The organism is Tenacibaculum gallaicum (assembly GCF_003387615.1).
Taxonomy (GTDB): Bacteria; Bacteroidota; Bacteroidia; order Flavobacteriales; family Flavobacteriaceae; genus Polaribacter; species Polaribacter gallaicus.
This window is the reverse complement of record NZ_QUNS01000003.1, coordinates 281,191-306,381: the sequence shown is the minus strand read 5'-3', so window position 1 is coordinate 306,381 and position 25,191 is coordinate 281,191. Positions and strand designations below refer to the sequence as shown.

Here is a 25,191-nt window from a genome sequence, read left to right as displayed (position 1 = left end):
AGCCTCAGAATTATTCTGAGGCTTTCAAATATATGTTTAATCGGTTTTATTTAAAAACAGATGTAATGTTTAAAGCTACTTCATCCCAAGTTTTAGAAACACCATCAGCACCTTTATGTAAGTCTTTACATGCAGTATTTAAAGACTCTAATGCTTTGTTAGCTTGCCAATCGGTAATTTTCATAGTTGTATTTAAGCTAAATTCTTTTCCGTTTAAAGTATAATTAAAAGGTAATTTTTTAGTAACGCCATTCATAGTAATGTTAGCGTAACCAATAGAATCATTTTCTAAAACTAACTTACCAGAAAGTAATTCAGTCTTATCCATTACTCCAAAGAAAAACTTTTTAATTTTAAAATCTCTGCTTGTGTCTTTCGTGAAAATACTACTTACAGGAATAGAAAATTCAGCATTGTTGATAGCGTCTTTAGCTGTATCAGCTTCACCACCAGCAGTAATGTTTACTTTTTTAAACTGGCCATTAACAGGTATTCTTTCAGTAGTTTTGTAAGCTACCCAGTTTATAGAATTGTTAGCATCTTGTAATACAAACGCAGCTTTTTTTTCTGTTTTAACTTCTTCCTTTGTGGTTTTTGTCTCTTTTTTTGCTTCTGATTTACAAGATGTGATTTGAAAAGCTGTAAAACAGATAACTAAAGAATAAACGATTTTTTTCATGAGGTTTATTTTATAATTGAATTTACTAATTTAATATATTCTTTTTTTGCTTCTCGTTCGTTCATGCCCCTAAGTTGCATCCAAGCATTAAATTTAAAAGCATTTCGTAAGTCGCTATTGTCATTAAAAGTAAATCTATCTCCTTTTACCGCTTGTTTATAGTAAGCATATAAACGTAACATAAGATCTGGAGGAAGCTTTTCCTCTAGTTCAGATGCTTTTTGATAAGCTTCTTTAAACTTCAAATCTAAATCATCTTCCATAAGTGAGGTTTGTATGTGTAGATAGTTTACATAATGTAATGAATGTACAAATATACGAAGGGAGCAAGGAAAAACAAGCTATCTAGTCTATCTAATAAGCCTCCGTGACCTGGCATAATTGTACCGCTATCTTTCACATTTGCTTGTCTTTTAAACTTAGATTCTACTAAATCTCCTAAAGAACCAAAAATAGCCACTATAATAGCAATGATTATCCAATCTAAAATTGAAAAAATTCCTGAGTATTGACCGATTATAAAACCAGCAATTATTGAAAATAATAGACCACCAATAAAACCTTCAATTGTTTTTTTAGGAGATACTTTTTCAAATAATTTTCGTTTACCAAAGTTTTTACCAACTAAAAAGGCAAAGCTATCATTAGTCCAAATAATAAAAATTATATATATAATTATATTTGGGTGATAAGTATTCTCAATAAAAGGAAGGTTCATTAAGAAATAAAACGGTAGTATTAAGTATATAACTTGTAAAAATAATTTTTGAGTTAAAGTACCCGTTTTAATTAACTTAGAGCTTATAAGTAAATAGAGTAAGATAAATGATCCGGTTATAGTAAAACCGAATAAATAGTCATTATACTTAAAAATTGTACTTTGAAAGGATATATACGTAATACAGGCTAAAAGAATATAAGGGATAATACTTTTAATTTGTATAATTTTAGAAAGCTCCCAGCTACAAACAGTAGCAAAAAGAGCAAGCAGTCCTATATATGTTTCTGCTGAAAAAAGAATAGCAGAAATAAATAGAAAAGCATAAACAAGTGCAGAAAGACTTCTTACAAAAAGGTTAGACATATTTTAAAGGTCTTCAAAGAGCAGCAAATATAAATCTTTTGTGTTATTATTACCATAACTCAAGAAATTATCATCCTCAACTTCAAACGTATAATTCTTAACAGAACTAATGTTGGTTGGTATATTACCGCTAAAATGTGTTTTAATACCTGTTAATCCTTCTCCTGTGTTTTTTACTAGCTGACTCGTAGTCGCATAAACAATAAAATGTTTAGAAAGAGAAGCTATTTTATGACTGCCTAATTGATTAGATGAGAATAAAATTTCTCCTTTATCGGCAATTAAATGTTCACAAGATGTAAAAAAAGGTACAGATTCTGAGGAATGGTTTTGTACAGAAATATCAATTTTTTCAGTAATCTTTAATAAATCAAAATCGGTACAAGTAATTTTGCGCCAATTGTTTTCTTGTAAGATGTTTTTTAAATTATTACTTACTTCGTTTATTGATGTACAGTATAAAAACTTTCCTCCTTTATTAATAAAATGATGAACAAAAGAATCATCTAAAGACAAATGAACTTCTTGTTCGTTGACTTTTTTTTCTTTAGATGATTCTTGATATGTTTTAAATAATTTTTTTAAAAAATTCATTAAAATAAAAACTATTCTTCTGTTGTAATTTGAGGTTTTTCTTCCTTTCCAAAAGGTCTGTCTCCAAATATTTTCACTAAATCGTCTTTAAATATAACTTCTTTTTCAAGTAATAAATCAGCTAATTCAGTTAATTTATCTCTGTTTTGATCTAGTAAATCAACAGCTCTTTTATATTGATTTTCTATTATTTCAGAAATTTCTTCATCAATTTTTTGTGCAGTTGCTTCACTGTATGGCTTTACAAAAGAATCATTACCTGAAGAATCATAGTAAGTAACGTTTCCTACTTTGTCATTTAAACCATAAACAGTAACCATAGCTCGAGCTTGTTTAGTAACCTTTTCTAAATCACTTAACGCTCCAGTTGAGATTTTATTGAAAATTAGTTTTTCAGCAGCTCTACCTCCCATAGTAGCACACATCTCATCAAGCATTTGTTCCGTTTGAATAATTTTTCTCTCTTCAGGAAGATACCAAGCGGCCCCTAATGATTGACCACGAGGAACAATAGTTACTTTAACTAATGGAGCAGCATGCTCTAACATCCAACTAACGGTTGCATGACCAGCTTCATGAAAAGCAATTACTTTCTTTTCTTTTGGAGTAATAACTTTGTTTTTCTTTTCTAAACCACCTACGATTCTATCAACAGCATCTAAGAAGTCTTGATGCTCAATAGATTCTTTACCTTTTCTGGCAGCAATTAAAGCGGCTTCGTTACATAAGTTGGCAATATCTGCACCCGAGAATCCAGGTGTTTGTTGTGCTAAAAATTCTAAATCGGCATTCGCAGCTAATTTTAAAGGCTTAATATGAACCTCAAAAATTTCTCTACGCTCGTGTAAATCTGGTAAGTCAACATAAATTTGACGATCAAAACGACCAGCACGCATTAATGCTTTATCTAATACATCTGCACGGTTGGTAGCAGCTAATACAATTACATTAGTATCAGTACCAAAACCATCCATTTCAGTAAGTAATTGGTTTAAGGTATTCTCACGTTCATCATTACCACCGGTCATGCTATTTTTACCTCTGGCACGTCCAATAGCATCAATTTCATCAATAAATATAATAGAAGGTGACTTTTGTTGCGCTTGTTTAAATAAGTCACGCACACGAGAAGCTCCAACTCCTACAAACATTTCAACAAAATCAGAACCAGATAATGAGAAAAAAGGTACACCAGCTTCACCAGCAACGGCTTTTGCTAATAAGGTTTTACCTGTTCCTGGAGGTCCTACTAATAGAGCTCCTTTAGGAATTTTACCACCTAATTTAGTGTATTTTTCAGGGCTCTTTAAGAAGTCTACAATTTCTTGAACTTCTTCTTTAGCACCTTCTAAACCAGCTACATTTTTAAAGGTAGTTTTAACTTTAGTATTTTCGTCAAAAAGCTTAGCTTTAGATTTACCGATGTTAAAGATTTGCCCTCCAGCACCGCCACCTCCAGCAGCTCCAGACATTCTTCTCATAAAGAAAAGCCAAATAACAATAAGTAAAATAAAAGGAAGGAAGCTAATGATGGTATCCATCATGCTAGTTCTTTCCACATTTACTTTATCGAAATCAAGACCCTTTTCTTCCTTTTCCTTGTTGATTTCATTTTCAAAATTTTGTAAATCACCAAAGTTGTATGTGTAAAGAGGAGATCCTTTTCTGTAAAAAGGAGAATCTGCTAGTTTCTTATGCTCTTCTTTTTTTTCTGCTTCAGGCTTTAAAAATATTTGAGCAACATTGTTGTTTTCTACAACGATTTCTTTAATGTCGTTTGCTTGAAGAATTTTAGTAAACTCGTTTTTTGTAATATTACGAGAACCTAAGTTACCAGAATTAAAAAAGCTTAATCCTAGTAAAATAACTATTATTGGTATGTATAGCCAAAATGAGTTAAAACTAAATTTTGGCGCATTTTTTTTATTATCACTCATAAAAAGGTGTATAAAATGTTAGCAATTATGCTGGGTTGATTTCTGTAATTTTTGCATCTCCCCAAAGGCTTTCGATATCGTAAAATTCACGAACTTGTTTTTGAAAGATGTGTACAACAACGTTTACGTAATCCATAAGAACCCATTCAGAGTTTCCTTGTCCTTCAATATGCCAAGGTTTATCTTTTAGTTCTTTACTTACTATTTTTTGTACAGAGCCCGAAATGGCATTAACTTGTGTGTTCGAGTTAGCAGAACAAACTACAAAATAATCACAAACAGTGTTTTCTATCTCTCTTAAATCTAGTAATTGGATATCCTCTCCTTTTACATCATCAATCCCTTTAATAATCACAGCTAAAAGATCGTCTGTGTTTGTTTGTTTTATTGTCATTAAAAAAAATTAAGTTTTAGCAAAGTTATTATTTTTTTGCGAGTAATTTATGTAATATTGATACTTGTTTTACGCACAAAATCTATATGAAAATAATCAAACTTAATGCCATCGACTCTACCAACACCTTTTTAAAGAATATGGTGTCAAAAGTTGTAGTTGATGATTTTACAGTGGTGGTTACAAAAACGCAAACCAAGGGTAGGGGGCAAATGAATTCTGATTGGGTTGTTGAAGAGGGAAAAAACCTTACTTTTAGTGTGTTTTCTAGCTTTATAGGTTTAAAGGTAGAGCATCACAAATATTTGAATTTTTGTGTTTCGTTAAGTGTTTTTGAAGCTTTAGAAGCGTTGGAATTGCCAAATTTGTCGGTAAAATGGCCAAACGACATTCTGTCAGGGAATAAAAAATTAGGAGGTATATTAATTGAAAATACCCTGAAAGGAAGTAATATAGTGTCTTCTGTAATAGGAATTGGGATTAATGTAAATCAAAATTCGTTTCCTAATAACTTACCCAATGCGTCTTCTGTAAAAAAGATTTTAGGAAGAGAATTTGATTTGGATGTGTTATTAGAAAATATTTTAAAGAATCTAAAAGGGTATTTTAACCTCTTAGAAAGAAAAGAATATAATTTACTAGAAGAAGCTTACTTAAAAGTGTTGTATAAAAAAAATGTTCCAACAATGTTTAAGAATAGTCAGAACACTTTATTTATGGGTAAAATTATTGGAGTTTCAAAAAGTGGAAACCTCCAAATAGAATTAGAAAACGAAACGATTCAAGAATTTGGCTTGAAAGAAGTTTCGTTTGCCACTTTATAGCTTTTCTAAATTTTCAGTTAGCGTACCAATAAACTTTGTTAATGGTGCTTTAACCATCATAGCCATCATTGCATTAAATTCACCGTTGAATTTTAAAGTAGCTTGACTCTCATTATCGCCAATCTCAATAATGTTAGCAGCTAAAGTAAAAGGTAATTTACTACTTGCGGCACCTAAAGTAACATTTGAGTATTCCGTTTTTTCTTTCATTACTAAACGAATTTCTGGCATACCTTTTAAGCCAAAAATAAAACTATCACCATCAACCTCAAATTTTTGAGTATTTTCAGGCATTAGTTGTTCAAAGTTTTCTAATTTGGTTAGAAATTCAAATAAATCTTTAGATGATTTTTTTACAGTAACTGTATTTCCTTCTATATTCATTATTGTGTCGTTATTTATCGTTTTGATTCCATTCACTAGGAGCAATTCTCCAATCTTCTAAAGTTCGAAGTTCTTCACTAGTAATATATTTACTATCTAAAGCTTGTTCTAATAAATTTTCGTAATTACTTAAAGTAGTGAGTTCTACTTTATCATTGTCAAAATTCTCTGTAGCAATATTAAATCCATAAGAAAAAATAGCAATCATTCCTTTTACATTGGCATGTACCTCTTTCAATGCTTTTACAGCATTTAAACTACTTTTACCAGTGCTAATTAAATCCTCAATAACTACTACGTTTTGACCACTTTCTATATGTCCTTCAATTTGGTTTTGTCTACCATGTTTTTTAGGTTCAGGCCTAACGTATACAAAAGGCACTCCTAATTCTTGAGCAACTAGTATACCAATAGCAATAGCACCAGTGGCAACCCCTGCAATAACATCAGGCTTACCATGTTTTTCTTCTACTAGTTTAGCAATTTCTTGTTTTAAAAAGTTTCTAACGGGAGGGTATGATAATGTGATTCTATTATCACAGTAAATAGGTGATTTCCAGCCAGAAGCCCATGTGAAAGGTTCTTGGGGACTTAATTTTATAGCCTTAATTTGCAAAAGAAGCTCGGCAGTTTTTTTTGCTGTATCTTTGTTAAAATCCATAGCGCAAATGTATAAAGTTTTTGTTAATGATAAACCAATAATCTTTACAACTTCAATTAAAAATGAAGAAGATTATCCAGTTTATATTTACAAAAATACAATTATTGAAGAACTTATTTATAAGTTAAAAGTAGGTAAATTAAGTAGTGTTTATATCTATTCTAATAACCTGACAGAGGATTGGTTAGATTTTAAAGTAAAGTTTAAAGTAATTACAGCGGCTGGAGGGCTAGTTTTAAATGAAAACAAAAAAATACTATTTATTTATAGAGGAAATAAATGGGATTTGCCTAAAGGACGTGTTGAAGAAGGGGAAGGATTAGAAGAAGCAGCTGTTAGAGAGGTTGAGGAAGAATGTGGTATAGAAAAACTAACAATTCAACAAAAACTACTTGTTACTTATCATTTATTTATGCAACAAAACGAATATCGTTTAAAAGAGACACACTGGTATTTAATGTATTCTAATTATAAAGGAAGTTTGACACCTCAATTAGAAGAAGGTATTACCAAAGCTGTGTTTAAAGACAAAAAAGTCAGAAACAAAGCGTTACAAAATACATTTGCGAATATAAAAATGGTATATGAATCCTATTTAAAAACAGTAATCGATGACACTATGTCATAAAAAATGACTTGTTTTACATCTTTTCCTGTCAAAATATAGGCAAAAAACCAATGGCATACAGTTTGACTAATACTACTCGTAAAATTGAATTTAAAACTTTTAAAAAGATAAATAAAAATTATGAGTAAAATTATAGGTATAGATTTAGGTACTACGAACTCATGTGTGTCTGTAATGGAAGGTAATGAGCCAGTAGTAATTCCAAATGCAGAAGGAAAAAGAACAACCCCTTCTATTGTAGCATTTGTTGAAGGAGGAGAACGTAAAGTAGGAGATCCTGCAAAGCGTCAAGCGGTAACTAACCCAACTAAAACAGTTTATTCTATTAAACGTTTTATGGGGAATAAATATTCTGAGTCTGAAAGAGAAGCAGGAAGAGTTCCTTACAATGTTGTAAAAGGAGACAACGATACACCAAGAGTAAAGATTGATGATCGTATGTACACGCCTCAAGAAATTTCTGCAATGATATTACAGAAAATGAAGAAAACTGCTGAAGACTATTTAGGTCAAGGAGTTTCTGAAGCGGTAATTACTGTACCAGCATACTTTAACGATGCGCAGCGTCAAGCAACTAAAGAAGCAGGTGAGATTGCTGGATTAAAAGTTCGTCGTATTATCAACGAGCCAACTGCAGCAGCTCTAGCTTACGGATTGGATAAAGCAAACGATGATAAGAAAATTGTTGTATTTGACTTTGGTGGAGGTACACACGATGTTTCTATCTTAGAATTAGGAGATGGAGTATTTGAAGTATTAGCTACTGATGGTGATACACACTTAGGAGGTGATGATGTTGATGAAAAAATCATTAACTGGTTAGCAGATGAGTTTAATGCTGAAGAAAACATGGATTTACGTAAAGATCCTATGGCATTACAACGTTTAAAAGAAGCTGCTGAAAAAGCAAAAATCGAATTATCAAGCACAACTTCTACAGAGATTAACTTACCATATGTTACTGCTACAGCTAGTGGACCAAAGCACTTGGTAAGAACGTTAAGTAGAGCTAAGTTTGAGCAGTTAATTGATGATTTAGTAAAAAGAACGATCAAACCATGTCAAACAGCGTTAAAAAATGCTGATTTATCAACATCTGATATTGATGAAGTAATTTTAGTAGGAGGATCAACTCGTATTCCTGCAATTCAAGAAGCAGTTGAGAAGTTCTTTGGGAAAGCACCAAGTAAAGGTGTAAACCCAGACGAGGTTGTATCGTTAGGAGCAGCAATTCAAGGAGGAGTGTTAACAGGTGATGTAAAAGACGTATTATTATTAGACGTTACACCTTTATCATTAGGAATTGAAACAATGGGTAATGTATTTACAAAGTTAATCGATGCAAATACAACCATTCCAACTAAAAAGTCGCAAGTATTCTCTACAGCGGTAGATAACCAACCATCGGTAGATATTCACGTATTACAAGGTGAAAGAGCAATGGCGGCAGATAACAAAACAATTGGCCGTTTCCAATTAACAGATATTCCACCAGCACAAAGAGGTGTTCCTCAAATTGAAGTAACTTTTGATATTGATGCAAACGGAATCATCAAAGTATCTGCAGTAGATAAAGCAACTGGTAAATCACAAGATATCCGTATCGAAGCTTCTTCAGGGTTATCTGATGAAGAAATTCAAAAGATGAAGCAAGAAGCTGAGGCAAATGCTGATGCTGACAAAAAAGCAAAAGAAACTGCTGAAAAAGTTAACGGAGCAGACTCTATGATTTTTCAAACAGAAAAGCAACTAAAAGAGTTTGGTGACAAATTATCAGCTGATAAAAAAGAGCCAATTGAAGCTGCTTTAGAAGAGTTAAAGAAAGCACACGAATCTAAAGACCTTGATGCTATTGATGCAGCAATGGAAAAGATTAATGAAGCTTGGAAAGTTGCCTCTGAAGAAATGTATAAAGCACAACAAGATGCACAAGCTAATGGAGCTGGTGCGCAAGGAGGTGCTGATGCAGGAGCTTCATCAGAAAGCGGAGATAACGTAGAAGATGTAGACTTTGAAGAAGTAAAATAAATTTTGATTGTATTATCCTAAAAAGCATTACAAGTTTTATTAGGACTATAGATATAAAAAGCTCGTCATTTGACGAGCTTTTTTGCTTTTAAATAGATATTAGGTGTTTTAGAAACAAAAAAAAGTGTTTTAGAAAAAGATAAAATCACTTCAGCAGTTTTTTCATTGTAAAAGGTATCTTGTGTGTAATTTTACTTCCAATATAAGGGAGAAGTGCTTTATAACTATAAGGAAGCACAAAAAATTAAATCAGAAAAATAAACACACATGAGAAAAAAAATTAACATGTATGCAAGTGCTATTCTTTTTGTACTTGTAAGTATCACAAGTTGTGATAAAGATGAAGAAATTATTCCAGCAGAATTTTCTATTACTGATATAGAAAAGAATTTTGGAACAGTAGAAGTAGAACAAACTATTAACTATTCGTTTAAAGTAACAAATAAGGGAGGTTCAGATTTAGAAATAGATGAATTTGTATTAAAAGGAACAAATGCTGCTGATTTTTCAACTAGTGCAGTACCGAAAGTAATTAAAAAGGAAGAATCGTATACTTTTGAAATTTCCTTTGCTCCTTTAACAGAAGGAGAAAAAGAGGCTATCCTAGAAATTACTACCAATATTGGAAAAAAAGAAGTAAAAGTAACAGGAATTGCAAAACCAAAACCATTACCAGGTGTTGATTTAAGTGAAACGGCTTTGGTTTTTGGAAACGTAGAGATTAACCAAACAAAAGACGCTACGTTTACTATAACTAATAATGGAGATGCAGATTTAGAAATTAAGGGTTTTGAAATAAAAGGGGTCAATGCTGCAGATTTTTCAACTTTAGCAACAACAGAAACTTTAGCTGCTGGAGAAACAAAAAACATTACGGTAGTATTTGAGCCAACCAATGTAGGAGAAAAAACAGCAAGTTTAGAGGTGACAACTAATGCAGGTGTTAAAGCTATTGCCTTAAGTGGTAAAGCTACAGCAACACCTATGTCAGTTATAGAATTTAGTGAATCACCTGTAAGTTTTGGGAATGTTGAAGTAGGTAAAGACTTATCTAAAAATATTACAGTTTCTAATACAGGAAATGCAGATTTAGAGATTACTAATGTGAATATTATAGGAGGTAGTTCATCATCATCTTTTACAGTAATAGGAGGAACAAGTTCATTAATAAGAACTATTGCTCCAGGTGATACATATACTTTTGAAGTTAAGTTCACGCCAAGTTCACAAGGATTTGCTTCAGCATCTATTAGATTTTTTAATAACTCTAGTGAAAATGAAGTGTTTTTACCAATGAATGGAACAGGAACAGCGCCAGCACAACCTGCAATTGCTTTTAGTGAAACAGGATTGAACTTTGGTGATGTTACTGTAGGGAACTCTGGAAATGATTTAACTTTTGCTATTCAGAATAATGGTCAAGGAAATTTAGAGGTAAGTAATATTAGAATGAGCGGAGCCAATGCTAATAACTTTACTTTGGTAAATGTATCTGCACCACAAACGATTGCTCCTAATAGCTTTTATGAGGTAACAGCACGTTTTACACCACAATCTGAAGGACAAAAGCAGGCAATGATAGTTGTAGAAAGTAATGATCCTACAAAACCGAGTTATGCTATTATTATTAGTGGAAAGGGGTTGCAAGCTGCTACAGGTACTATTGTAAATATACCAGATGCCAACTTTAAGTCAGCATTGGTAGGGGATTCATCGATAAATACAAATGGAGATGGTGAAATTCAGGTTTCAGAAGCACAAGCTTACACAGGTGTCATTCGTGTAGATGGTCTTAGTATTTCAGATGTTACTGGTTTAGAGGTTTTTGAAAATATTTCACAATTTCATGCAATGAACAACTCTTTAACAAGTATAGATTTAAACCAAAACACAGCAATAACACATTTGTCGTTAAAAAACAATAACTTAACTTCATTAGATCTTTCAGCTAATACAGCTTTACAAACAATATTAATTCAGCAAAATAGTATTAGTACAATAGATTTAACAAATCATTCTAGCTTAGTGAATTTTCAATGTGGAGGTAACAATATTTCTACGTTAGTGTTACCTACTATTGCAAACGGTTTAAGAACTTTATATTTAGAACAGAATCAAATTAGTACGTTAGATGTTTCTATGTATCCAGATTTAAGAATACTTGTTGCTTATAATAACAACTTATCAAGCATGGATATTTCTAATAATTCAAGAGTAATTTCATTGCATTTAAGAAATAATAATTTAACAAGTTTAAACGTAGCAAATGGTAATAATGTAAATTTCATTTATATGATTGCAGATGGAAATGATAACTTAACATGTATTCAACATGATGCTGGTTTTGATCCTTTGAATCCACCAAATACACAAGCAAACCAATGGGTTAAGCCATCTGGAGCTTCTTGGAATACAGTCGCATGTCAATAAAAAACATTCCCTTTAAATAGTAATTCAAGAAAGAAAGTTACCTGTGTAAAAAGCAGGTAGCTTCTAGTAGTATAAAAACAATAATAGAAATGAAAAAATATACAATATTAGTTTGTTTATTCTTCGCTAGTTTTTTGTTTCATCAAACAGCCAATGCTCAGTTTGGTAACATGTTAAAAAAAGCTAAGCAAAAAGTAACAAAAAAAATAGAAGAGAAAGCTTCTTCATCAATAGAAAAATCAACTACAAGTTCAACTACTAATTCAACGTCTAATACAAATGAGTATTCAGATGAAGAGTTTAAGAAAGAGTTAGCTAAAAAGTATCCCAACGATAAAGAAAAGCAAGATTTTTATTTTAAAAAGTATAAAGAATATCAACAAAAACAAGTAGCGGAAAAAGAAGCTTTATTAGCTAAAGAAAATAGTAAAGGAACAGTTGTGAGCGAAATTCCTTCACCTATAGAAAGTAGTGAAAATGATAAATTTAAAGACAATCAAATTTATGTATTAAACAGAACGAAATTTAAAAAAATGCCTGCTTATGATGGTGGTTTTTCTGATAAGATGGAACTGTCTGGTTACTACCATTTATCACAATACTTTGTTAGAAATCCTTCAAGTCATTTTGATAGCAATCCAGGTGATATTTACGAAGGCTTTTCTATTGAATACGATCCAACATCATATCAGTTAAATGCATATTTTTCACCAAACCAAAAACGTTATGGTGTGGTTCCTGAAAAATATAGAAAATCTGCCGATAAAGGCAATATTCAATTCCAATTTGGAATGGGAGGCGGACCAGAATGGACTAATGCTAATGTTCTTTTATTGGAACCAGGAGTATTATTAATTGGAGCAGATGTATATCATAAAAACGATAACGTTGGTCATAAGTGGATGAATAATGCTCAACCAAAGCAGTTTGTAATTGCTGCAAAAAATCCAGAAAAAATTAAGAAGTATTATAAAAATCCTGAATTAACATCTCAAACAACTTTTGCTAAGTTCGATAACTTACGTAAAGATTGGTTAGGAGCAAAGTTAAATAGTGTAACAATGCCGTCAAAAGGAAGTTTTGATAAAAACTCAGTAATTAAAAATGCAGCTGTAAGTGGATTGAATAAATACTATGGTAAAATGAGTATGAAAAATATATATCAATACATGACATCTGATAAATGGTCAACTGTAAAACATAAAGTAACAGGAGTGCCTTTATATCAATGGGCTGTAGGAGCTGTTGTACAGAAAAATTCAGATGAGCAATGTATGTTGCAACAGTTTATAGTAAGAAAGGATTATATAGGTGGAGGAAAATATGGGAGTCCTTTTTTTAATGGAATTAACAGAGGAAGTGTTAGAGCTCCTTATGGAGGATATGTAAAATGTGATGCTAAACCTAAAAACTAAATATAGACTTTAAGTTAAGAGTAGTTCTAAAAGGTGGTGTTTTGCGTATTATTGCATAACCACCTTTTTTTGTAGTAAAATTAAATTTGTGAAAAAAACTTTTTATATACTAGTCTTTATTTCTTTTCTCTTTGAAAATGTATTTTCACAGGAGCCTTTTTATACACAATTTACATCTGATGATGGGTTAGTATCTTTAGCAAATTATAATATTATACAAGATAAAAATAACCTAGTTTGGGTGGGAGGGGAGCAAGGTTTGTTTTATTACAATGGTAAAAGATTTAGGCAAGTTAAAAATACTATTTCAACCACAAAAAGTATTTTTAACTTACAAATAGATGAGGAAGGACAAATTTGGTGTTCGACCATTTCAGGACATATTTATAAAGTAGTAAATAAAGAACTACAATTATTTAAAGATTTTTCAAATGATTTAAAAGGAACCTATGCTCATTTAATAGTGATGAAGAATAATATCTTTTTTCTATCACAGAAGAAGAGCTATCTTATAGCTAAGAAAACCGGATTTGTAAAAAAAGATTTAAATGCAGAAATTTCAAAAATAGCAAAATCTGAAAACGGTTTTTTTTATTATAATTTAAAAGAAAGAAATATAATTACTCATGTTCATGAAAATGAAGATGAACCTGTTTTTAGAAAAGTAAAATGTAATAAAGAAAAATATTTTTTAGATAATGGAAATTTTCAAATGTTTCAATGGTTCGATGAGATTGTAATTAAGTTAGATAGAGATGTCTTAAAACCATTTTCAATTAATATACATACAAGAAAAATTACCACAGCAAAACTTCCTCAAGCTCTTGAAAAAGCACAGGTTTATAATACCAAAAAGTTTAAAGAAAACTGGTTGTTAACATCAAAAGGTATTTACAGAACTTTAAATAAGAATAAAGTAAATAATACTAAACAAATTTTTAAAGATTATCATATAACCGATGTTTTAAAAGATTATGAGAATAATTATTGGCTTACAACACTGCAAAATGGAATTTTCGTTATGCCAAGTTTAGAAATAACGAAGAAAAATTTTTTAGAAATAAAAGAAGATATTATCTCAATAGAAACCATTGGTAATAGTAGGCTGTTATTAGGAACTCAAAATGGTAACTTAATAGATTACAATACAGAAGGTAACGATTATAAAATTATTAGTTTATCTAATCAACGACCTGTTAATAAAATAAAATATAATAAAAACCTACAAAAAGCATATATAAGCACAAACGGAACCAGTAGCTATACATATGATATAAAAAAGTTAAAAATTACTAATGTAGGAAATCAGTTTACCACAGCTAAAGGTTTTACTAAAATAAATAAAGATTCATTGGTGTATTTATCATATCGACGTGCTATTATTTATACTCAACTTTCTAGGAATAAGGAATATATAGTTTTAGAAAATAAAAGACCTATTAGTACTCATTACGATTCAAAAAACAAACTTATTTACGTTACTTATATTGATGGAACAGTAGCCTATAACAGTAAACTACAAACTATTCCAGTACATCATCAAAATAAACCTATTATTTTTTCTGAATATACTCAAACTACTAACGGTAAAATATGGGCAACTACAAGAGATAAAATTTTAGCTTTAGAGGCAGGAAAAGTAACTGACAGCATAACGTGTTTAAACGGATTGTTACAATCTCAAATAAAAGGAATTTTAGGGAAGGACAATTTTCTATGGATTGTTACTGAAAAAGGAATACAGCGATACGATACAGATAAAAAAATAATAAATACAATAAACTTAACTGATAAAAGTGCTATAAAATTTAAAACTCCAGTAATACAAAATAATTATTTATGGATACCTGGTAACAATTTTTTATGTAGAATAAATACATCTGTTCCAGAGTTAATAGAACCAAAATTAGCTCCGTTAGCCTACATAAGTAATGTTAAAATTGGAGGAATAGAACAAGAAATAAAAACAAAATACAAACTGCCTTACAAAACTAACGACATTACATTTAACTTTAATGCTAATGGATTTAAATCTAGTAATAAAAATGTTTTTCAATATAAACTTTTAGGTTTTAATACAGAGTGGCAAACATCTGAGTTAAACGATGATGTAATAAGGTATATTGGGATTCCATCAGGAAAATATAAGTTTTTACTTAGAACCAAAAGTTTAGATGGAAGTATTGGAAAAGAAAGTAAAGGAGTTAAAATAATTGTACAAAAGCCTTTTTGGGAAAGTTGGTGGTTTATCGTGACAATATTTATAATATCTGTTTTAGGAATAATAATATATTACCGAATTAAATTAAAATGGAAAGAAGAGGAAGGAGAACGAGAACTAGAAAGGGTAATTTTAGATAGTAGAATAAGTAAGTTAAGGCTAGAAAACTTACGCTCACAAATGAATCCTCATTTCATTTTTAATTCCTTAGGAGCTATTCAAGATTATGTAATGAAGAATGAGAAGTATTTAGCAAGTGATTACTTAGTTAAATTTTCTCGTTTAATAAGAATGTATTTAAATCATAGTAGAGTAAATGTAATACTACTCAAAGAAGAACTTAGTTCACTCGAGATTTATATATCATTAGAGCAATTACGATTTGAAAATAAATTTAAGGTTCACTTCTTAGTAGATAAAAACATAAATAAAGATCAAATTGAAGTTCCGCCGTTGTTTATACAACCTTTTGTAGAAAATGCTATAAAACACGGACTTGTTCATAAGAAAGACCGAGGGAATTTATGGATAACAGTAGAAGAAAATATTAACAAGGTTTTAATTATAACGATAAAAGATGATGGTGTTGGACGAAAAAAATCTTCAGAAATTAATAAGAAAAGAAAAGGACATAAGTCTTTTGCTGTAAACGCTACCCAAGAGCGAGTTTCGTTGTATAAGAAAGAAAAGTTATTTGATATTTCAGTAGATTTTACGGATAAAGTAGATGAAAACAATAATGCTACTGGAACGATAGTAACACTAAAAATAAAAAGAATTTAATAATGAAAGCTTTAATAATTGATGATGAGGCTAAAGCACGTAGTGTAATGAAAACGATGCTTACAGAGTTTTTTTCTGAAATAAAAAATGTTATTACAGCAGATAACTTAGTAAATGGAGTAAAGTCAATTAAAGAAAACAATCCAGATATTGTTTTTTTAGATATTGAAATGCCTGAGTACTCAGGTTTAGAAATATTAGATTTTATTTCAGAACCTATAGAGTTTCAATTAATTTTTACAACAGCATATCAACAATACGCATTAGAAGCATTAAAATTATCTGCAATAGACTATTTGGTTAAACCAATTGATAGAGAAGAGTTACGAGTAGCTATAAATAAAGCAAAAGTTAATATTAACCAAAAAAAGGTAACAGCACAATTTTCAGAGTTAAAAAAAGCCATTCAATCGTTATCATCACATAAAATAGCTTTAGAAGTACCAGGAGAAATTATTTTTGTTTCGCATGAAGATATTTTATACTTAGAAGCAGATGGAATGTATACAAAAGTACATTTAGCAAATAAAGAAAGAGAATTAATTTGTAAACCACTAGCATACTTTGAAAATCAACTTCAGGGAAATAACTTATTTTTTAGATGTCATAGATCTTACTTAATAAACCTTCATTATTTAGAAAAATTTGTAAAAAAAGACGGAGATTTTTTACTAATGCAAAATCAAACAACAATTCCTATTTCAAAAACAAAAAAGCAAGAATTTCTAAAAATTATAAAAGAAGTATTTTAGATTTGTAAAATGCAATTTTACCAAAAAGAAATTCAATTACCAGCATTTAATAGAGGCTATCATTTAATTACAGGTGTTTTGTTAGAAGTACTTCCAGAGCTTGAAAATATTCAAATAGGACAGCTACAAATATTTATAAAGCATACTTCTGCTAGTTTAACTATTAATGAAAATGCAGACCCAACAGTAAGAATAGACTTTGAGTCACACATCAATAAGATGGTTCCAGAAAATATGCCATACTACAAACACGATTATGAGGGATCCGATGATATGCCAGCACATATTAAAAGCTCTATGTTAGGATGTCAGGTACAAATTCCGATAACCAATGGAGAACTTAATTTAGGAACTTGGCAAGGAGTGTATTTAGGAGAGCACAGAAACCATGGAGGTAGAAGAAAAATAGTACTAACAGCTTTTGGAAGTTAATGAAATATCATAAATTCAATTTTTATAGAAGTACGTATTGTGAGTTTGAAATGCAAAAGATCAATTTCTTTGATGATATGAAGGCGCATTTTCAAAGTAAATCAGGAAGCTATTACTATTACACAGAAGATGGTGTTTTTCGCTATTCAAATCACTGGGGTAGAGTTGCCAATTGCCGATGGAAAATTAAGGGAATAGAAGACTATAAAAATCAGAAATATTATGTGGGGTATGCAAACTGGTCAAGTTTTTATCCATTAAACAGCATCGATAAAGTATTCTATTTAGAGGTAGATTATACAAAAGCAAAAGCAAGCATAAAAAGAGTTCAAGAAGGTTTAGAAAACAATCACTTTTTAATGAATTCAGAATTAGTACATCAACGCCTAAAGCAAATTCAAACTTTGTTTAAAGAGTATAAATGGGCGCGTTATTACGAAGAAGATATTGATGTTTTGAGAAAAAAAATAATCAATAAACTGGTAATAACAAACAAAACTCTACAGCAAGTAAAGTTAGAGTTATAAGCCTTTATAAACTCTATTAACACCAATACTAAAGCCAAAACGCATGTCACTTTCTCTGCCTAATCTGTGAATTGCGACCTTACCTAATGGAATTTTACCAAACTCATCGTTGGTAATCTCTTCATCATTTAAAACAAGCTTTCCTTTAAACTGTTTTTTAGTGTTGTACTCACTTCTATCTTTTTTATTCTGATAAATATTTATAGACAAAATATTGTCTCTTTCAGTATAACCGCAAAAAATACCATGCGTATCCCAAATAATATAATCATTACTTTTCTTTAACTCTCTAGTAGGTTTTCCTAAAATTTCAATCAAAGTAGTATAATCAGTGGGGAATGTAAGAGGTTTACTGTTTATGAGTATAACATCTGTATCGCACACTATAGTTAAACCCTTTACTTTTTTCTTCTTAAAAAAATTAAACATGACAGTTCCTGATTTGATTAACGAGGGTTTAACGTAAAACTAAAAAATAAATTTTAATTAACTCCTTTCTCTTTTAGTTAAATTTGCTTTTTAGATATAAAACCCTAGTAAATAATGAACATACCTCAAACAAGTTTTCCTCGAGTAATTATTATAGGAGGAGGATTTGCAGGATTGGCAGTAGCAAGAGCTCTAGAAAACCAAGAATTACAGGTTGTTTTAATAGATAAACACAATTATCATACTTTTCAGCCTTTACTATATCAAGTTGCTACAGGAGGCTTAGAGCCTGATAGTATAGCGTTTCCTTTAAGAAAAAGGTTTAACGATGTAGAAAATTTTTTCTTTAGATTGGCAAAAGTTACTCAAATACATGCAGAGAAAAACTATATAGAAACTACGATAGGAAACCTAGAGTACGATGAGTTGGTTATAGCCACAGGATCAATAACAAATTTTTTTGGAAACACTAATATTCAAAAAAATGCTATGGAAATGAAATCAGTTCCGCAAGCATTAAATATTCGTAGTTTAGTTTTAGAAAATTTTGAAGAAGCATTATTGGCTACAGATTTAGAAAAACGAAGAGAGTTAATGAACTTTGTTATCGTAGGAGGTGGCCCAACAGGAGTAGAGTTGGCGGGAGCTTTAGCAGAAATGAAAAAAGGTATTTTACCTAAAGACTACCCTGATTTGGATATTCGACAGATGAAAATAAACCTCATTCAAAGTTCAGGTGAATTATTAAAAGGAATGAGTAATAAAGCTTCTGAAAAAGCAGAAGACTTTTTAATAAAACTTGGGGTAGATGTATGGAAAGACCTTCGTGTATTAGATTACGACGGAGAAACTGTTACCACTAACGGAGAAGATCATTTTAAAGCACAAACAGTTATTTGGGCAGCAGGAGTAAAAGGAGCTGCTATTAATGGTTTAAACCAAGAATGTGTAGTTGAAAGAGCCAACCGATTTAAAGTAAATGAATACAACAAGGTAATCGGTTACGATAATATATATGCTATCGGAGATGTAGCATGCATGGAAACAAAAGGTTATAAAAGAGGACACCCAATGATGGCGCAACCAGCCATTCAACAAGGACGATTGTTAGGTAAAAATATCTTAGCAAAATTAAAAAGTAAAAAACAAAAGTCATTTGTGTATAACGATAAAGGTTCCATGGCAACTATTGGAAGAAATAAAGCTGTGGTAGACTTGGCTAGTTGGAAGTTTCAAGGAGTTTTTGCATGGTTTATTTGGATGTTTGTACACTTATTTTCACTTATCGGATTTAGAAACAAAGCAGTGGTATTTATGAATTGGGTGTATAATTATGTACGCTTTGATAGAGAAACTAGGCTTATCATCCGACCTTATAAAAAGAAAAATAAATACAGCTTTAAAGAACAAGAAAATGGCAATTACTAGAAACGTTAAATGTCCTAATTGCGGAGTTTTTAATACCAATAGAGATTACTGTAAAAACTGCAATACATTAATTTCTTTTAAAAAAAAACAAGAACAAAAAGTTACAGCTTACAAACAAGAAGAGCTCAAAAAAGCGAAGCATGAAATAGAAAACCCTAATTTAGCAGAACGATTAAAAAAACATTCATTTTGGTTGTATCGTGTTGTTGGTTGGATTTTATATTCAGCATATTTATTGGTGAGTGCTATAGGTGCTTTAATAGCATGGTTTGTAGCTATGGTCGCAGCAGGGTAGTGTGCAAAAAAAGATACTTACATATTATTTTATAATTTCAATAGTTATAGGAAGTCTTATCTATGTTGCACAAAAATTAAGTGTAAAACTTCCCTCTTTCATTAATAATTATGTGAACGACTTTCTAATAATACCTATAGTATTAACTATATGCCTCTATATTTTAAGGTGGAGTAAGAATAATAAATATTATCAAATACCTTTAGGGGTAATAGTTTATATATGTGTATTATACTCAGTGTTATTTGAGTTTGTTTTACCTAAATATCATATAAGGTATACTGTCGACGTATTGGATGTTGTTTTATATTTTGCAGGAGGCTTTGTGTTTTTCGTTTTGCAAAAAAAAGGAAGTAGTACATGAAAAATCGATTAATAATTTTATCAGACCTTTGGGGAACGACTGATACTCGTTGGGTTTCGATGTATGTTGATAAACTGTCAGAAGACTTTGAGGTTACATTTTATAGTAGCTGTGAACTAGCTGAAATGACAGAAAAGAATTTGTCAGAAGAAGAGCGACATCATTTTTTTGTAAACGGAGGAATAGAGAAGGCAGTTAAAAACTTAATAGAGTTAGAAAAAGAACGACTTACTGTTTTAGCTTTTAGTATAGGAGGAACTATAGTTTGGAAAGCCTGTTTAAAAGGTTTAGATGTTGAAAGTCTTTATACTGTTTCAGCTACAAGATTACGCTATGAAATAGAAAAAAACAAAGGAAAAATAGTGCTTTATTATGGTGAAAAAGATACTTACAAACCAAATAATAGTTGGTTTGAAAAAATGGAGGTTGATTACAGGATAATTCCAAAGAAAGTGCATGAAATGTATAAGGAAGAAGAATTTGCTGAAAGGTTATGTTTACAAGTAAAAAGTAGTTATGAAATCATCTAAAAAAATATCCAGTAAAACAATCATACGAGTAAGTAATGCTATTGATTTTATAGAAGGTAATTTAGATAAGAAATTAATTTTAGAAGAAATAGCAGAAAAGGCCTATTTCTCTCCATACCATTTTCACAGACTTTTTAAAGCGGTAACTAAAGAAACTGTTAATGAATTTATTACCAGAAAAAGAGTAGAGAAGGCAGCAGCATTTTTATTACATAAAAAACAAAAAACGGTTACAGAAGTATCTGAAGTAGTTGGTTTTACAACCTTGTCATCATTTTCAAGAGCTTTTAAGAAGTTCTATGGAATGAGTCCAGTAGAGTTTAAAAAAGAAAGTCCACTAAAATATAGCAAGATTTGTAAAACAGAAAGCAAGAAAGGAAAAATAGAAACACAGTTTGAGCAATACATTTGTAACATACACACAAACTTAGAATGGATGCAAATGAAAGCAAAAACTGAAGTAAAAATAATGCCAATCTTAAAAGTAGCCTATTTAACACATCAAGGAAAAATGGAGGCTGTAGAAAATACTTACCATAAATTAATGAAATGGGCTTATCCTAAAGGATTAATGCAACAAGAGAGTTTAAGAATGTTAACGGTATATCATGACAGTCCTAAAATTACCGATGAAGATAAAATTAGAATGAGTGTTTGTTTAACCTTAAATACAGAGGTAAAAACGGAAGGTGAAGTAAGTATAAAAGAAATACCAGAAGCAAAATGTGTGGTTTCTCGTTTAGAAATTACTTCATCAGAATTTCAACAAGCATGGGAAAGTAGTTTTGTATGGATGAGCGAACACGGTTTTAAAAAAGCAGACCAAGACCCGTATGAAATTTTTTATAACAATCCTAATGAGCACCCAGAAGGGAAGTGTATTGTAGACATTTGTATACCTGTAGAGTAAAATATCATAAAAAAGTTACAAAACAGTGCATAACATTCTTTAGAATGCTATGCACTATTTGTTTTATGGTATCAAAGGTTTAATGTTTTATCACCTAAGATAATTCTTTTAGAGCATTAGGTTTTGCAGACAACATATTTCTAACAACAAAATAACTAGCTAAACCACAAGTCAGTCCTACCATTGCAGCAGGGAAAATAGTATTATCATTTATACCCACAGTAAAGGCAAATATTACAAAACCTAAGATTTCAGCTCCAAACCAAGAGCCAATCATTATACCTCTCCATTTTTTAGGACTTTCTCCTTTTTTTTCTGCTAGTTCAGCTATTTTCTTACCTAAAAAAACTAATGCTAATATTTCTATCATACTTTTATTTTTGATTAAATTTTTCTTTTCATTCATTATGTATTAACACATAAATAAGACAAAAATTACTATTGCGCCTTGTTATAATAATATAAAGGAAGAAGTCTATAGCAATTTTCACGGCGTCAAATATAAAAAATAAATGCAAAACATGTTTAATTATTATCGGGACGGTACCTCAAGCCTAATAAGAGTGAAGAGTGTCTTTCTCCGTATAAGTAGAGTGACACTCTCTCGGTAAAGGGATAAGGGGAGTAACATTCACTGTCTAATAAAAGTTAGTCGGAAACAAACTATTTGTTGTAGAAAAATGTTAGTTGATTAGTAAGGTTGAAAGAGAAGGCTGTAATTGCCCCATAGTTATATAAAACAAAAATCCCGAGTTTATTAACTCGGGATTTTTGTTTTATATATTGTTTTGATTAGTAGTTTACATAATCAACAATTTCTAGTCCGTAACCAATCATACCCACACGTTTGGTTTGTTTGGTGTTAGAAACTAAGCGTAATTTATGAATGTGTAAATCGTGTAAAATTTGTGCACCAATACCAAAATCTTTGTTGTCCATCACCACATTAGGAGCTTTCATTTCTCCTTTAGCTTGGTTTTCTTTTAGCATACGAAGTCTATTCAATAAATTTAAAGCTTGCATTTGTTGATTAATGAATAAAATAGCGCCTCTACCTTCTTCATTAATAACCTTAAACATTTGGTCTAGCTTTTTGTCGGCATTATTAGTTAAGGTTCCTAAAATATCGTTGTTTACTAAAGTAGAGTTTACACGAGTTAAAATAGGTTCGTTTTTACTCCAAGTACCTTTAGTTAAAGCAATATGTACTTGATTGTTGGTAGTTTGTTGGTAAGCACGTAAGCGAAAATCACCAAATCGAGTTTGAATATTAAAATCTTCTTTCTTTTCTATTAAAGAATCATGTTCCATTCGGTAGGCTACTAAATCTTCAATAGAAACGATTTTTAAGTCGAACTTTTTAGCAACTTTCATTAGTTGAGGTAAGCGAGCCATGGTACCGTCTTCATTCATAATTTCAACGATAACTCCAGCAGGCTCTAAACCAGCTAAACGAGCAAAATCAATCGCTGCTTCAGTATGACCAGTTCTACGTAATACACCACCGTTTTTGGCTTTTAAAGGAAAAATATGCCCTGGTCTAGCTAAATCAAAAGGTTTGGTATCTGGGTTCATTAAGGCTTGTACAGTTTTAGCTCTATCAGAAGCAGAAATACCCGTAGTAACCCCGTTTCCACGTAAATCTACCGATACGGTAAAAGCAGTTTCCATAGGATCAGTATTGTTACTTACCATCATATTTAGCTCTAATTCTTTACAACGAGTTTCGGTTAATGGAGTACAAATTAATCCACGACCATGGGTTGCCATAAAATTGATCATTTCTGGAGTAATCTTTTCAGCAGCTGCTAAAAAATCACCTTCATTTTCACGATCTTCATCATCAACTACGATAATAACTTTACCGTTTTTAATGTCTTCTATAGCTTCTTCAATTGTATTTAATTGAATATTAGTTGGAGTTTGTGTTGTCATTATGTTGTGGTTTTCTCTTTTTAGAGAATAAGTTTTTTACTGAGTTTCGTATTGGAGCAAAAAAACTATTAATATCAAATAGTCCTTTGTCTTTGGTCGCTCTAACAGTTAAAGTAATAGCCAAAGGTAGCATTAAAAATACACTTAGCCAAGAGCCAGTAATGGCTGTAAGTGAGCTTTCTTCTGCTAAATTCCTTCCAAAAGTATTGGAGAAAAAGTATAGTACATAAATGGCTATTGCCAAAATCATAGGCAATCCCATTCCTCCTTTTCTAATAATAGAACCCAAAGGAGCACCAATAAAGAAGAGTAATAAACAAGAAAGTGAAAAAGCTACCCGATTGTAAAACTCAATATCATATAAGTTTAAATACTTTCGTTTGTTTTTTAAGGTGTCTTTGTTAGACTTGTTGTTGTTTATTGTACGTTCTAACTTAGAAGTAGCTGTTGAGAGAATATTTCGTTTTTCTTTTAACTCAAAGTTTTCAAGAATATCTAAGGAAAGGTCTTTGTTTTTTAACGAATCAGGATACTGATGTAAGTCTTCTACATCAATACTTAAAAATAAGTTTTTTGCTCTACTTTTAACAAAGGCATCGTAGTTTTGCTTCAAAGTTGGCAAAGTATCTTTTAACTGAGCCAAACTTAGCATGTTATAGTTAGTTTTGTATTTTTCTTCTTCAAGATCATCATTACTAAACGAAGAAATATCAATATTAATGGTGTATTTTTCAAAATCTGCGTATGAGGCAGGCATCTTTTCTCGTTCTTTAAAAGAAGCTCCGTTTTTTAAATGATGCTCAAAATAATAACCATCTTTTAAAACTAATGTCATATAGCGACTACCTTCTTCTGAAAGAATTTCACCTCTTTTTGCTGTAATAATTTTATTGTTTCCTTTTTTTGAAGATAGATCGTAAATCATTACCTCTTTTAAAAGGTTGTCTTCTTCGCCGTACTTCTCTTTAAATTTTATTTGAAAATTAGGAATTTCAGTGTTAAAGCTTCCAGCAACTAAAGCAATAGCTGGTTGTTTCTTTTTAATGTTTACCTTCATGTTTAATTGCTTAAGCATTGCATATGGATACACGTAATTAAGAAACAAAAAGTTAATACCACTTAAAAAAATAGCTAAAAAAACAATAGGACGAACCATGCGTTGTAAAGAAACGCCAGCAGACTTGGCTGCGGCAAACTCGTAGTTTTCAGATAAACTACCCAGTGTCATAATAGAAGATAGTAAAACACCAATAGGCAAGGCTTGAGGAGCTACAATAAGGGTAGTGTACCACAAGAATTTTAAAATAATTCCAACACTAATACCTTTACCAGCAAAATTATCAAAAGCTAACCATAGCGCTTGCATTACCAGTACAAATAAAATGATAAAGAAGGTTGCTAAAAAGGGAACTATAAAGCTTTTTAATATATATCTGTCTAATGTTTTCACAGATGCAAAGGTAGTAGGTTAGTGGTATATAAACACAAAAGTTTTGTTAATGATTTTTTAAGTAAACCAGTAACAAA

Annotated in this window: 25 protein-coding genes; 13 read left to right on the top strand and 12 right to left on the bottom strand. The window is 30.8% G+C overall.

The genetic code is table 11. The features are described from left to right. Positions 1–46: 46 nt before the first annotated feature. Genes C7448_RS08315 through rsfS form a run of 6 tightly spaced genes read right to left on the bottom strand, consistent with a single transcriptional unit; the run spans position 47 to position 4,688 of the window. A complete protein-coding gene (locus C7448_RS08315) occupies positions 47–679 on the bottom strand; it encodes a YceI family protein (RefSeq protein WP_115900900.1) in 633 nt (210 codons plus the stop codon). A gap of 5 nt (positions 680–684) precedes the next feature. After that, positions 685–942, bottom strand: a complete 258-nt coding sequence (locus C7448_RS08310) for an acyl-CoA-binding protein (RefSeq protein ID WP_115900899.1) — start codon at positions 940–942, stop codon at positions 685–687. A gap of 26 nt (positions 943–968) precedes the next feature. Beyond that, the gene (locus C7448_RS08305; RefSeq protein ID WP_115900898.1) at positions 969–1,763 is read right to left on the bottom strand and encodes a phosphatidate cytidylyltransferase; all 795 of its coding nucleotides are present in this window, start codon (positions 1,761–1,763) and stop codon (positions 969–971) included. Between the two features lie 3 nt (positions 1,764–1,766). Next, a complete protein-coding gene (locus C7448_RS08300) occupies positions 1,767–2,357 on the bottom strand; it encodes a hypothetical protein (RefSeq protein ID WP_115900897.1) in 591 nt (196 codons plus the stop codon). An 11-nt stretch (positions 2,358–2,368) separates the two neighbouring features. After that, positions 2,369–4,294, bottom strand: coding sequence for an ATP-dependent zinc metalloprotease FtsH (gene ftsH, locus C7448_RS08295; protein WP_115900896.1), 1,926 nt, complete (start codon positions 4,292–4,294; stop codon positions 2,369–2,371). A gap of 25 nt (positions 4,295–4,319) precedes the next feature. After that, positions 4,320–4,688, bottom strand: a complete 369-nt coding sequence (gene rsfS / locus C7448_RS08290) for a ribosome silencing factor (protein ID WP_047789323.1) — start codon at positions 4,686–4,688, stop codon at positions 4,320–4,322. Positions 4,689–4,774: 86 nt separating this feature from the next. Between rsfS and C7448_RS08285 the strand changes: the two genes are divergently transcribed. Then, on the top strand, positions 4,775–5,512 hold the full coding sequence (locus tag C7448_RS08285) for a biotin--[acetyl-CoA-carboxylase] ligase (protein WP_115900895.1): 738 nt from the start codon (positions 4,775–4,777) through the stop codon (positions 5,510–5,512). Here C7448_RS08285 and C7448_RS08280 read toward each other — a convergent pair. After that, complete coding sequence (locus tag C7448_RS08280; RefSeq protein ID WP_115900894.1) at positions 5,507–5,896, bottom strand: SRPBCC family protein; 390 nt, start codon at positions 5,894–5,896, stop codon at positions 5,507–5,509. The two genes, C7448_RS08285 and C7448_RS08280, sit on opposite strands and share 6 nt — an antisense overlap. 10 nt (positions 5,897–5,906) lie before the next feature. Continuing rightward, positions 5,907–6,557 (bottom strand): orotate phosphoribosyltransferase, encoded by a 651-nt coding sequence (pyrE, locus tag C7448_RS08275; protein ID WP_115900893.1) that lies wholly within the window; start codon positions 6,555–6,557, stop codon positions 5,907–5,909. Between the two features lie 7 nt (positions 6,558–6,564). Between pyrE and C7448_RS08270 the strand changes: the two genes are divergently transcribed. The 8 genes from C7448_RS08270 to C7448_RS08235 all read left to right on the top strand — a co-directional run bounded on the left by C7448_RS08270 (position 6,565) and on the right by C7448_RS08235 (position 17,773). Further along, on the top strand, positions 6,565–7,185 hold the full coding sequence (locus C7448_RS08270; RefSeq protein ID WP_115900990.1) for an NUDIX domain-containing protein: 621 nt from the start codon (positions 6,565–6,567) through the stop codon (positions 7,183–7,185). A 120-nt stretch (positions 7,186–7,305) separates the two neighbouring features. Further along, complete coding sequence (dnaK, locus tag C7448_RS08265; protein WP_115900892.1) at positions 7,306–9,213, top strand: molecular chaperone DnaK; 1,908 nt, start codon at positions 7,306–7,308, stop codon at positions 9,211–9,213. Positions 9,214–9,480: 267 nt separating this feature from the next. Continuing rightward, on the top strand, positions 9,481–11,643 hold the full coding sequence (locus tag C7448_RS08260) for a choice-of-anchor D domain-containing protein (protein WP_115900891.1): 2,163 nt from the start codon (positions 9,481–9,483) through the stop codon (positions 11,641–11,643). 89 nt (positions 11,644–11,732) lie between these two features. Then, positions 11,733–13,058: a hypothetical protein gene (locus tag C7448_RS08255; protein WP_147300512.1), complete on the top strand. Its 1,326-nt coding sequence runs from the start codon at positions 11,733–11,735 to the stop codon at positions 13,056–13,058. An 88-nt stretch (positions 13,059–13,146) separates the two neighbouring features. Beyond that, the gene (locus C7448_RS08250; RefSeq protein WP_115900889.1) at positions 13,147–16,062 is read left to right on the top strand and encodes a sensor histidine kinase; all 2,916 of its coding nucleotides are present in this window, start codon (positions 13,147–13,149) and stop codon (positions 16,060–16,062) included. A gap of 2 nt (positions 16,063–16,064) precedes the next feature. Continuing rightward, positions 16,065–16,814, top strand: a complete 750-nt coding sequence (locus tag C7448_RS08245; protein ID WP_115900888.1) for a LytR/AlgR family response regulator transcription factor — start codon at positions 16,065–16,067, stop codon at positions 16,812–16,814. A gap of 9 nt (positions 16,815–16,823) precedes the next feature. Next, positions 16,824–17,246, top strand: a complete 423-nt coding sequence (locus C7448_RS08240; RefSeq protein WP_115900887.1) for a secondary thiamine-phosphate synthase enzyme YjbQ — start codon at positions 16,824–16,826, stop codon at positions 17,244–17,246. Further along, on the top strand, positions 17,246–17,773 hold the full coding sequence (locus C7448_RS08235) for a hypothetical protein (protein ID WP_115900886.1): 528 nt from the start codon (positions 17,246–17,248) through the stop codon (positions 17,771–17,773). The genes C7448_RS08240 and C7448_RS08235 overlap by 1 nt, the downstream gene beginning before the upstream one ends. Here C7448_RS08235 and C7448_RS08230 read toward each other — a convergent pair. Next, entirely contained in the window at positions 17,768–18,202 is a 435-nt protein-coding gene (locus C7448_RS08230) for a DUF7738 domain-containing protein (protein WP_115900885.1), read from the bottom strand. The two genes, C7448_RS08235 and C7448_RS08230, sit on opposite strands and share 6 nt — an antisense overlap. A 114-nt stretch (positions 18,203–18,316) precedes the next feature. Between C7448_RS08230 and C7448_RS08225 the strand changes: the two genes are divergently transcribed. The 4 genes from C7448_RS08225 (at position 18,317) to C7448_RS08205 (ending at position 21,729) form a co-directional block, all read left to right on the top strand. Beyond that, entirely contained in the window at positions 18,317–19,630 is a 1,314-nt protein-coding gene (locus C7448_RS08225) for an NAD(P)/FAD-dependent oxidoreductase (protein ID WP_115900884.1), read from the top strand. Further along, positions 19,617–19,925 carry a hypothetical protein gene (locus C7448_RS08220; protein WP_115900883.1) on the top strand — a complete coding sequence of 103 codons (309 nt, stop codon included), beginning with the start codon at positions 19,617–19,619 and terminating at the stop codon, positions 19,923–19,925. Before C7448_RS08225 ends, C7448_RS08220 begins: the two co-directional genes overlap by 14 nt. Positions 19,926–20,285: 360 nt before the next feature. Further along, positions 20,286–20,819, top strand: coding sequence for an alpha/beta hydrolase (locus C7448_RS08210; protein WP_115900881.1), 534 nt, complete (start codon positions 20,286–20,288; stop codon positions 20,817–20,819). Next, on the top strand, positions 20,806–21,729 hold the full coding sequence (locus C7448_RS08205) for an AraC family transcriptional regulator (RefSeq protein WP_115900880.1): 924 nt from the start codon (positions 20,806–20,808) through the stop codon (positions 21,727–21,729). The genes C7448_RS08210 and C7448_RS08205 overlap by 14 nt, the downstream gene beginning before the upstream one ends. 94 nt (positions 21,730–21,823) lie before the next feature. Here C7448_RS08205 and C7448_RS08200 read toward each other — a convergent pair whose 3' ends face one another. From C7448_RS08200 to C7448_RS08190, 3 genes are all read right to left on the bottom strand, one after another. Further along, positions 21,824–22,099 carry a hypothetical protein gene (locus C7448_RS08200; RefSeq protein ID WP_147300511.1) on the bottom strand — a complete coding sequence of 92 codons (276 nt, stop codon included), beginning with the start codon at positions 22,097–22,099 and terminating at the stop codon, positions 21,824–21,826. A 422-nt stretch (positions 22,100–22,521) separates the two neighbouring features. Further along, positions 22,522–23,664 carry a 3,4-dihydroxy-2-butanone-4-phosphate synthase gene (gene ribB / locus C7448_RS08195; RefSeq protein WP_115900878.1) on the bottom strand — a complete coding sequence of 381 codons (1,143 nt, stop codon included), beginning with the start codon at positions 23,662–23,664 and terminating at the stop codon, positions 22,522–22,524. Next, positions 23,642–25,114: an LptF/LptG family permease gene (locus tag C7448_RS08190; RefSeq protein ID WP_115900877.1), complete on the bottom strand. Its 1,473-nt coding sequence runs from the start codon at positions 25,112–25,114 to the stop codon at positions 23,642–23,644. The genes ribB and C7448_RS08190 overlap by 23 nt, the downstream gene beginning before the upstream one ends. Between the last annotated feature and the right edge of the window lie 77 nt (positions 25,115–25,191).

Bases quoted from the DNA above. Each gene is read 5' to 3' on its own strand.
- C7448_RS08315 (WP_115900900.1), bottom strand. From the start codon at position 679: ATGAAAAAAATCGTTTATTCTTTAGTTATCTGTTTTACAGCTTTTCAA.
- C7448_RS08310 (WP_115900899.1), bottom strand. From the start codon at position 942: ATGGAAGATGATTTAGATTTGAAGTTTAAAGAAGCTTATCAAAAAGCA.
- C7448_RS08305 (WP_115900898.1), bottom strand. From the start codon at position 1,763: ATGTCTAACCTTTTTGTAAGAAGTCTTTCTGCACTTGTTTATGCTTTT.
- C7448_RS08300 (WP_115900897.1), bottom strand. From the start codon at position 2,357: ATGAATTTTTTAAAAAAATTATTTAAAACATATCAAGAATCATCTAAA.
- ftsH (WP_115900896.1), bottom strand. From the start codon at position 4,294: ATGAGTGATAATAAAAAAAATGCGCCAAAATTTAGTTTTAACTCATTT.
- rsfS (WP_047789323.1), bottom strand. From the start codon at position 4,688: ATGACAATAAAACAAACAAACACAGACGATCTTTTAGCTGTGATTATT.
- C7448_RS08285 (WP_115900895.1), top strand. From the start codon at position 4,775: ATGAAAATAATCAAACTTAATGCCATCGACTCTACCAACACCTTTTTA.
- C7448_RS08280 (WP_115900894.1), bottom strand. From the start codon at position 5,896: ATGAATATAGAAGGAAATACAGTTACTGTAAAAAAATCATCTAAAGAT.
- pyrE (WP_115900893.1), bottom strand. From the start codon at position 6,557: ATGGATTTTAACAAAGATACAGCAAAAAAAACTGCCGAGCTTCTTTTG.
- C7448_RS08270 (WP_115900990.1), top strand. From the start codon at position 6,565: ATGTATAAAGTTTTTGTTAATGATAAACCAATAATCTTTACAACTTCA.
- dnaK (WP_115900892.1), top strand. From the start codon at position 7,306: ATGAGTAAAATTATAGGTATAGATTTAGGTACTACGAACTCATGTGTG.
- C7448_RS08260 (WP_115900891.1), top strand. From the start codon at position 9,481: ATGAGAAAAAAAATTAACATGTATGCAAGTGCTATTCTTTTTGTACTT.
- C7448_RS08255 (WP_147300512.1), top strand. From the start codon at position 11,733: ATGAAAAAATATACAATATTAGTTTGTTTATTCTTCGCTAGTTTTTTG.
- C7448_RS08245 (WP_115900888.1), top strand. From the start codon at position 16,065: ATGAAAGCTTTAATAATTGATGATGAGGCTAAAGCACGTAGTGTAATG.
- C7448_RS08240 (WP_115900887.1), top strand. From the start codon at position 16,824: ATGCAATTTTACCAAAAAGAAATTCAATTACCAGCATTTAATAGAGGC.
- C7448_RS08235 (WP_115900886.1), top strand. From the start codon at position 17,246: ATGAAATATCATAAATTCAATTTTTATAGAAGTACGTATTGTGAGTTT.
- C7448_RS08230 (WP_115900885.1), bottom strand. From the start codon at position 18,202: ATGTTTAATTTTTTTAAGAAGAAAAAAGTAAAGGGTTTAACTATAGTG.
- C7448_RS08225 (WP_115900884.1), top strand. From the start codon at position 18,317: ATGAACATACCTCAAACAAGTTTTCCTCGAGTAATTATTATAGGAGGA.
- C7448_RS08220 (WP_115900883.1), top strand. From the start codon at position 19,617: ATGGCAATTACTAGAAACGTTAAATGTCCTAATTGCGGAGTTTTTAAT.
- C7448_RS08210 (WP_115900881.1), top strand. From the start codon at position 20,286: ATGAAAAATCGATTAATAATTTTATCAGACCTTTGGGGAACGACTGAT.
- C7448_RS08205 (WP_115900880.1), top strand. From the start codon at position 20,806: ATGAAATCATCTAAAAAAATATCCAGTAAAACAATCATACGAGTAAGT.
- C7448_RS08200 (WP_147300511.1), bottom strand. From the start codon at position 22,099: ATGATAGAAATATTAGCATTAGTTTTTTTAGGTAAGAAAATAGCTGAA.
- ribB (WP_115900878.1), bottom strand. From the start codon at position 23,664: ATGACAACACAAACTCCAACTAATATTCAATTAAATACAATTGAAGAA.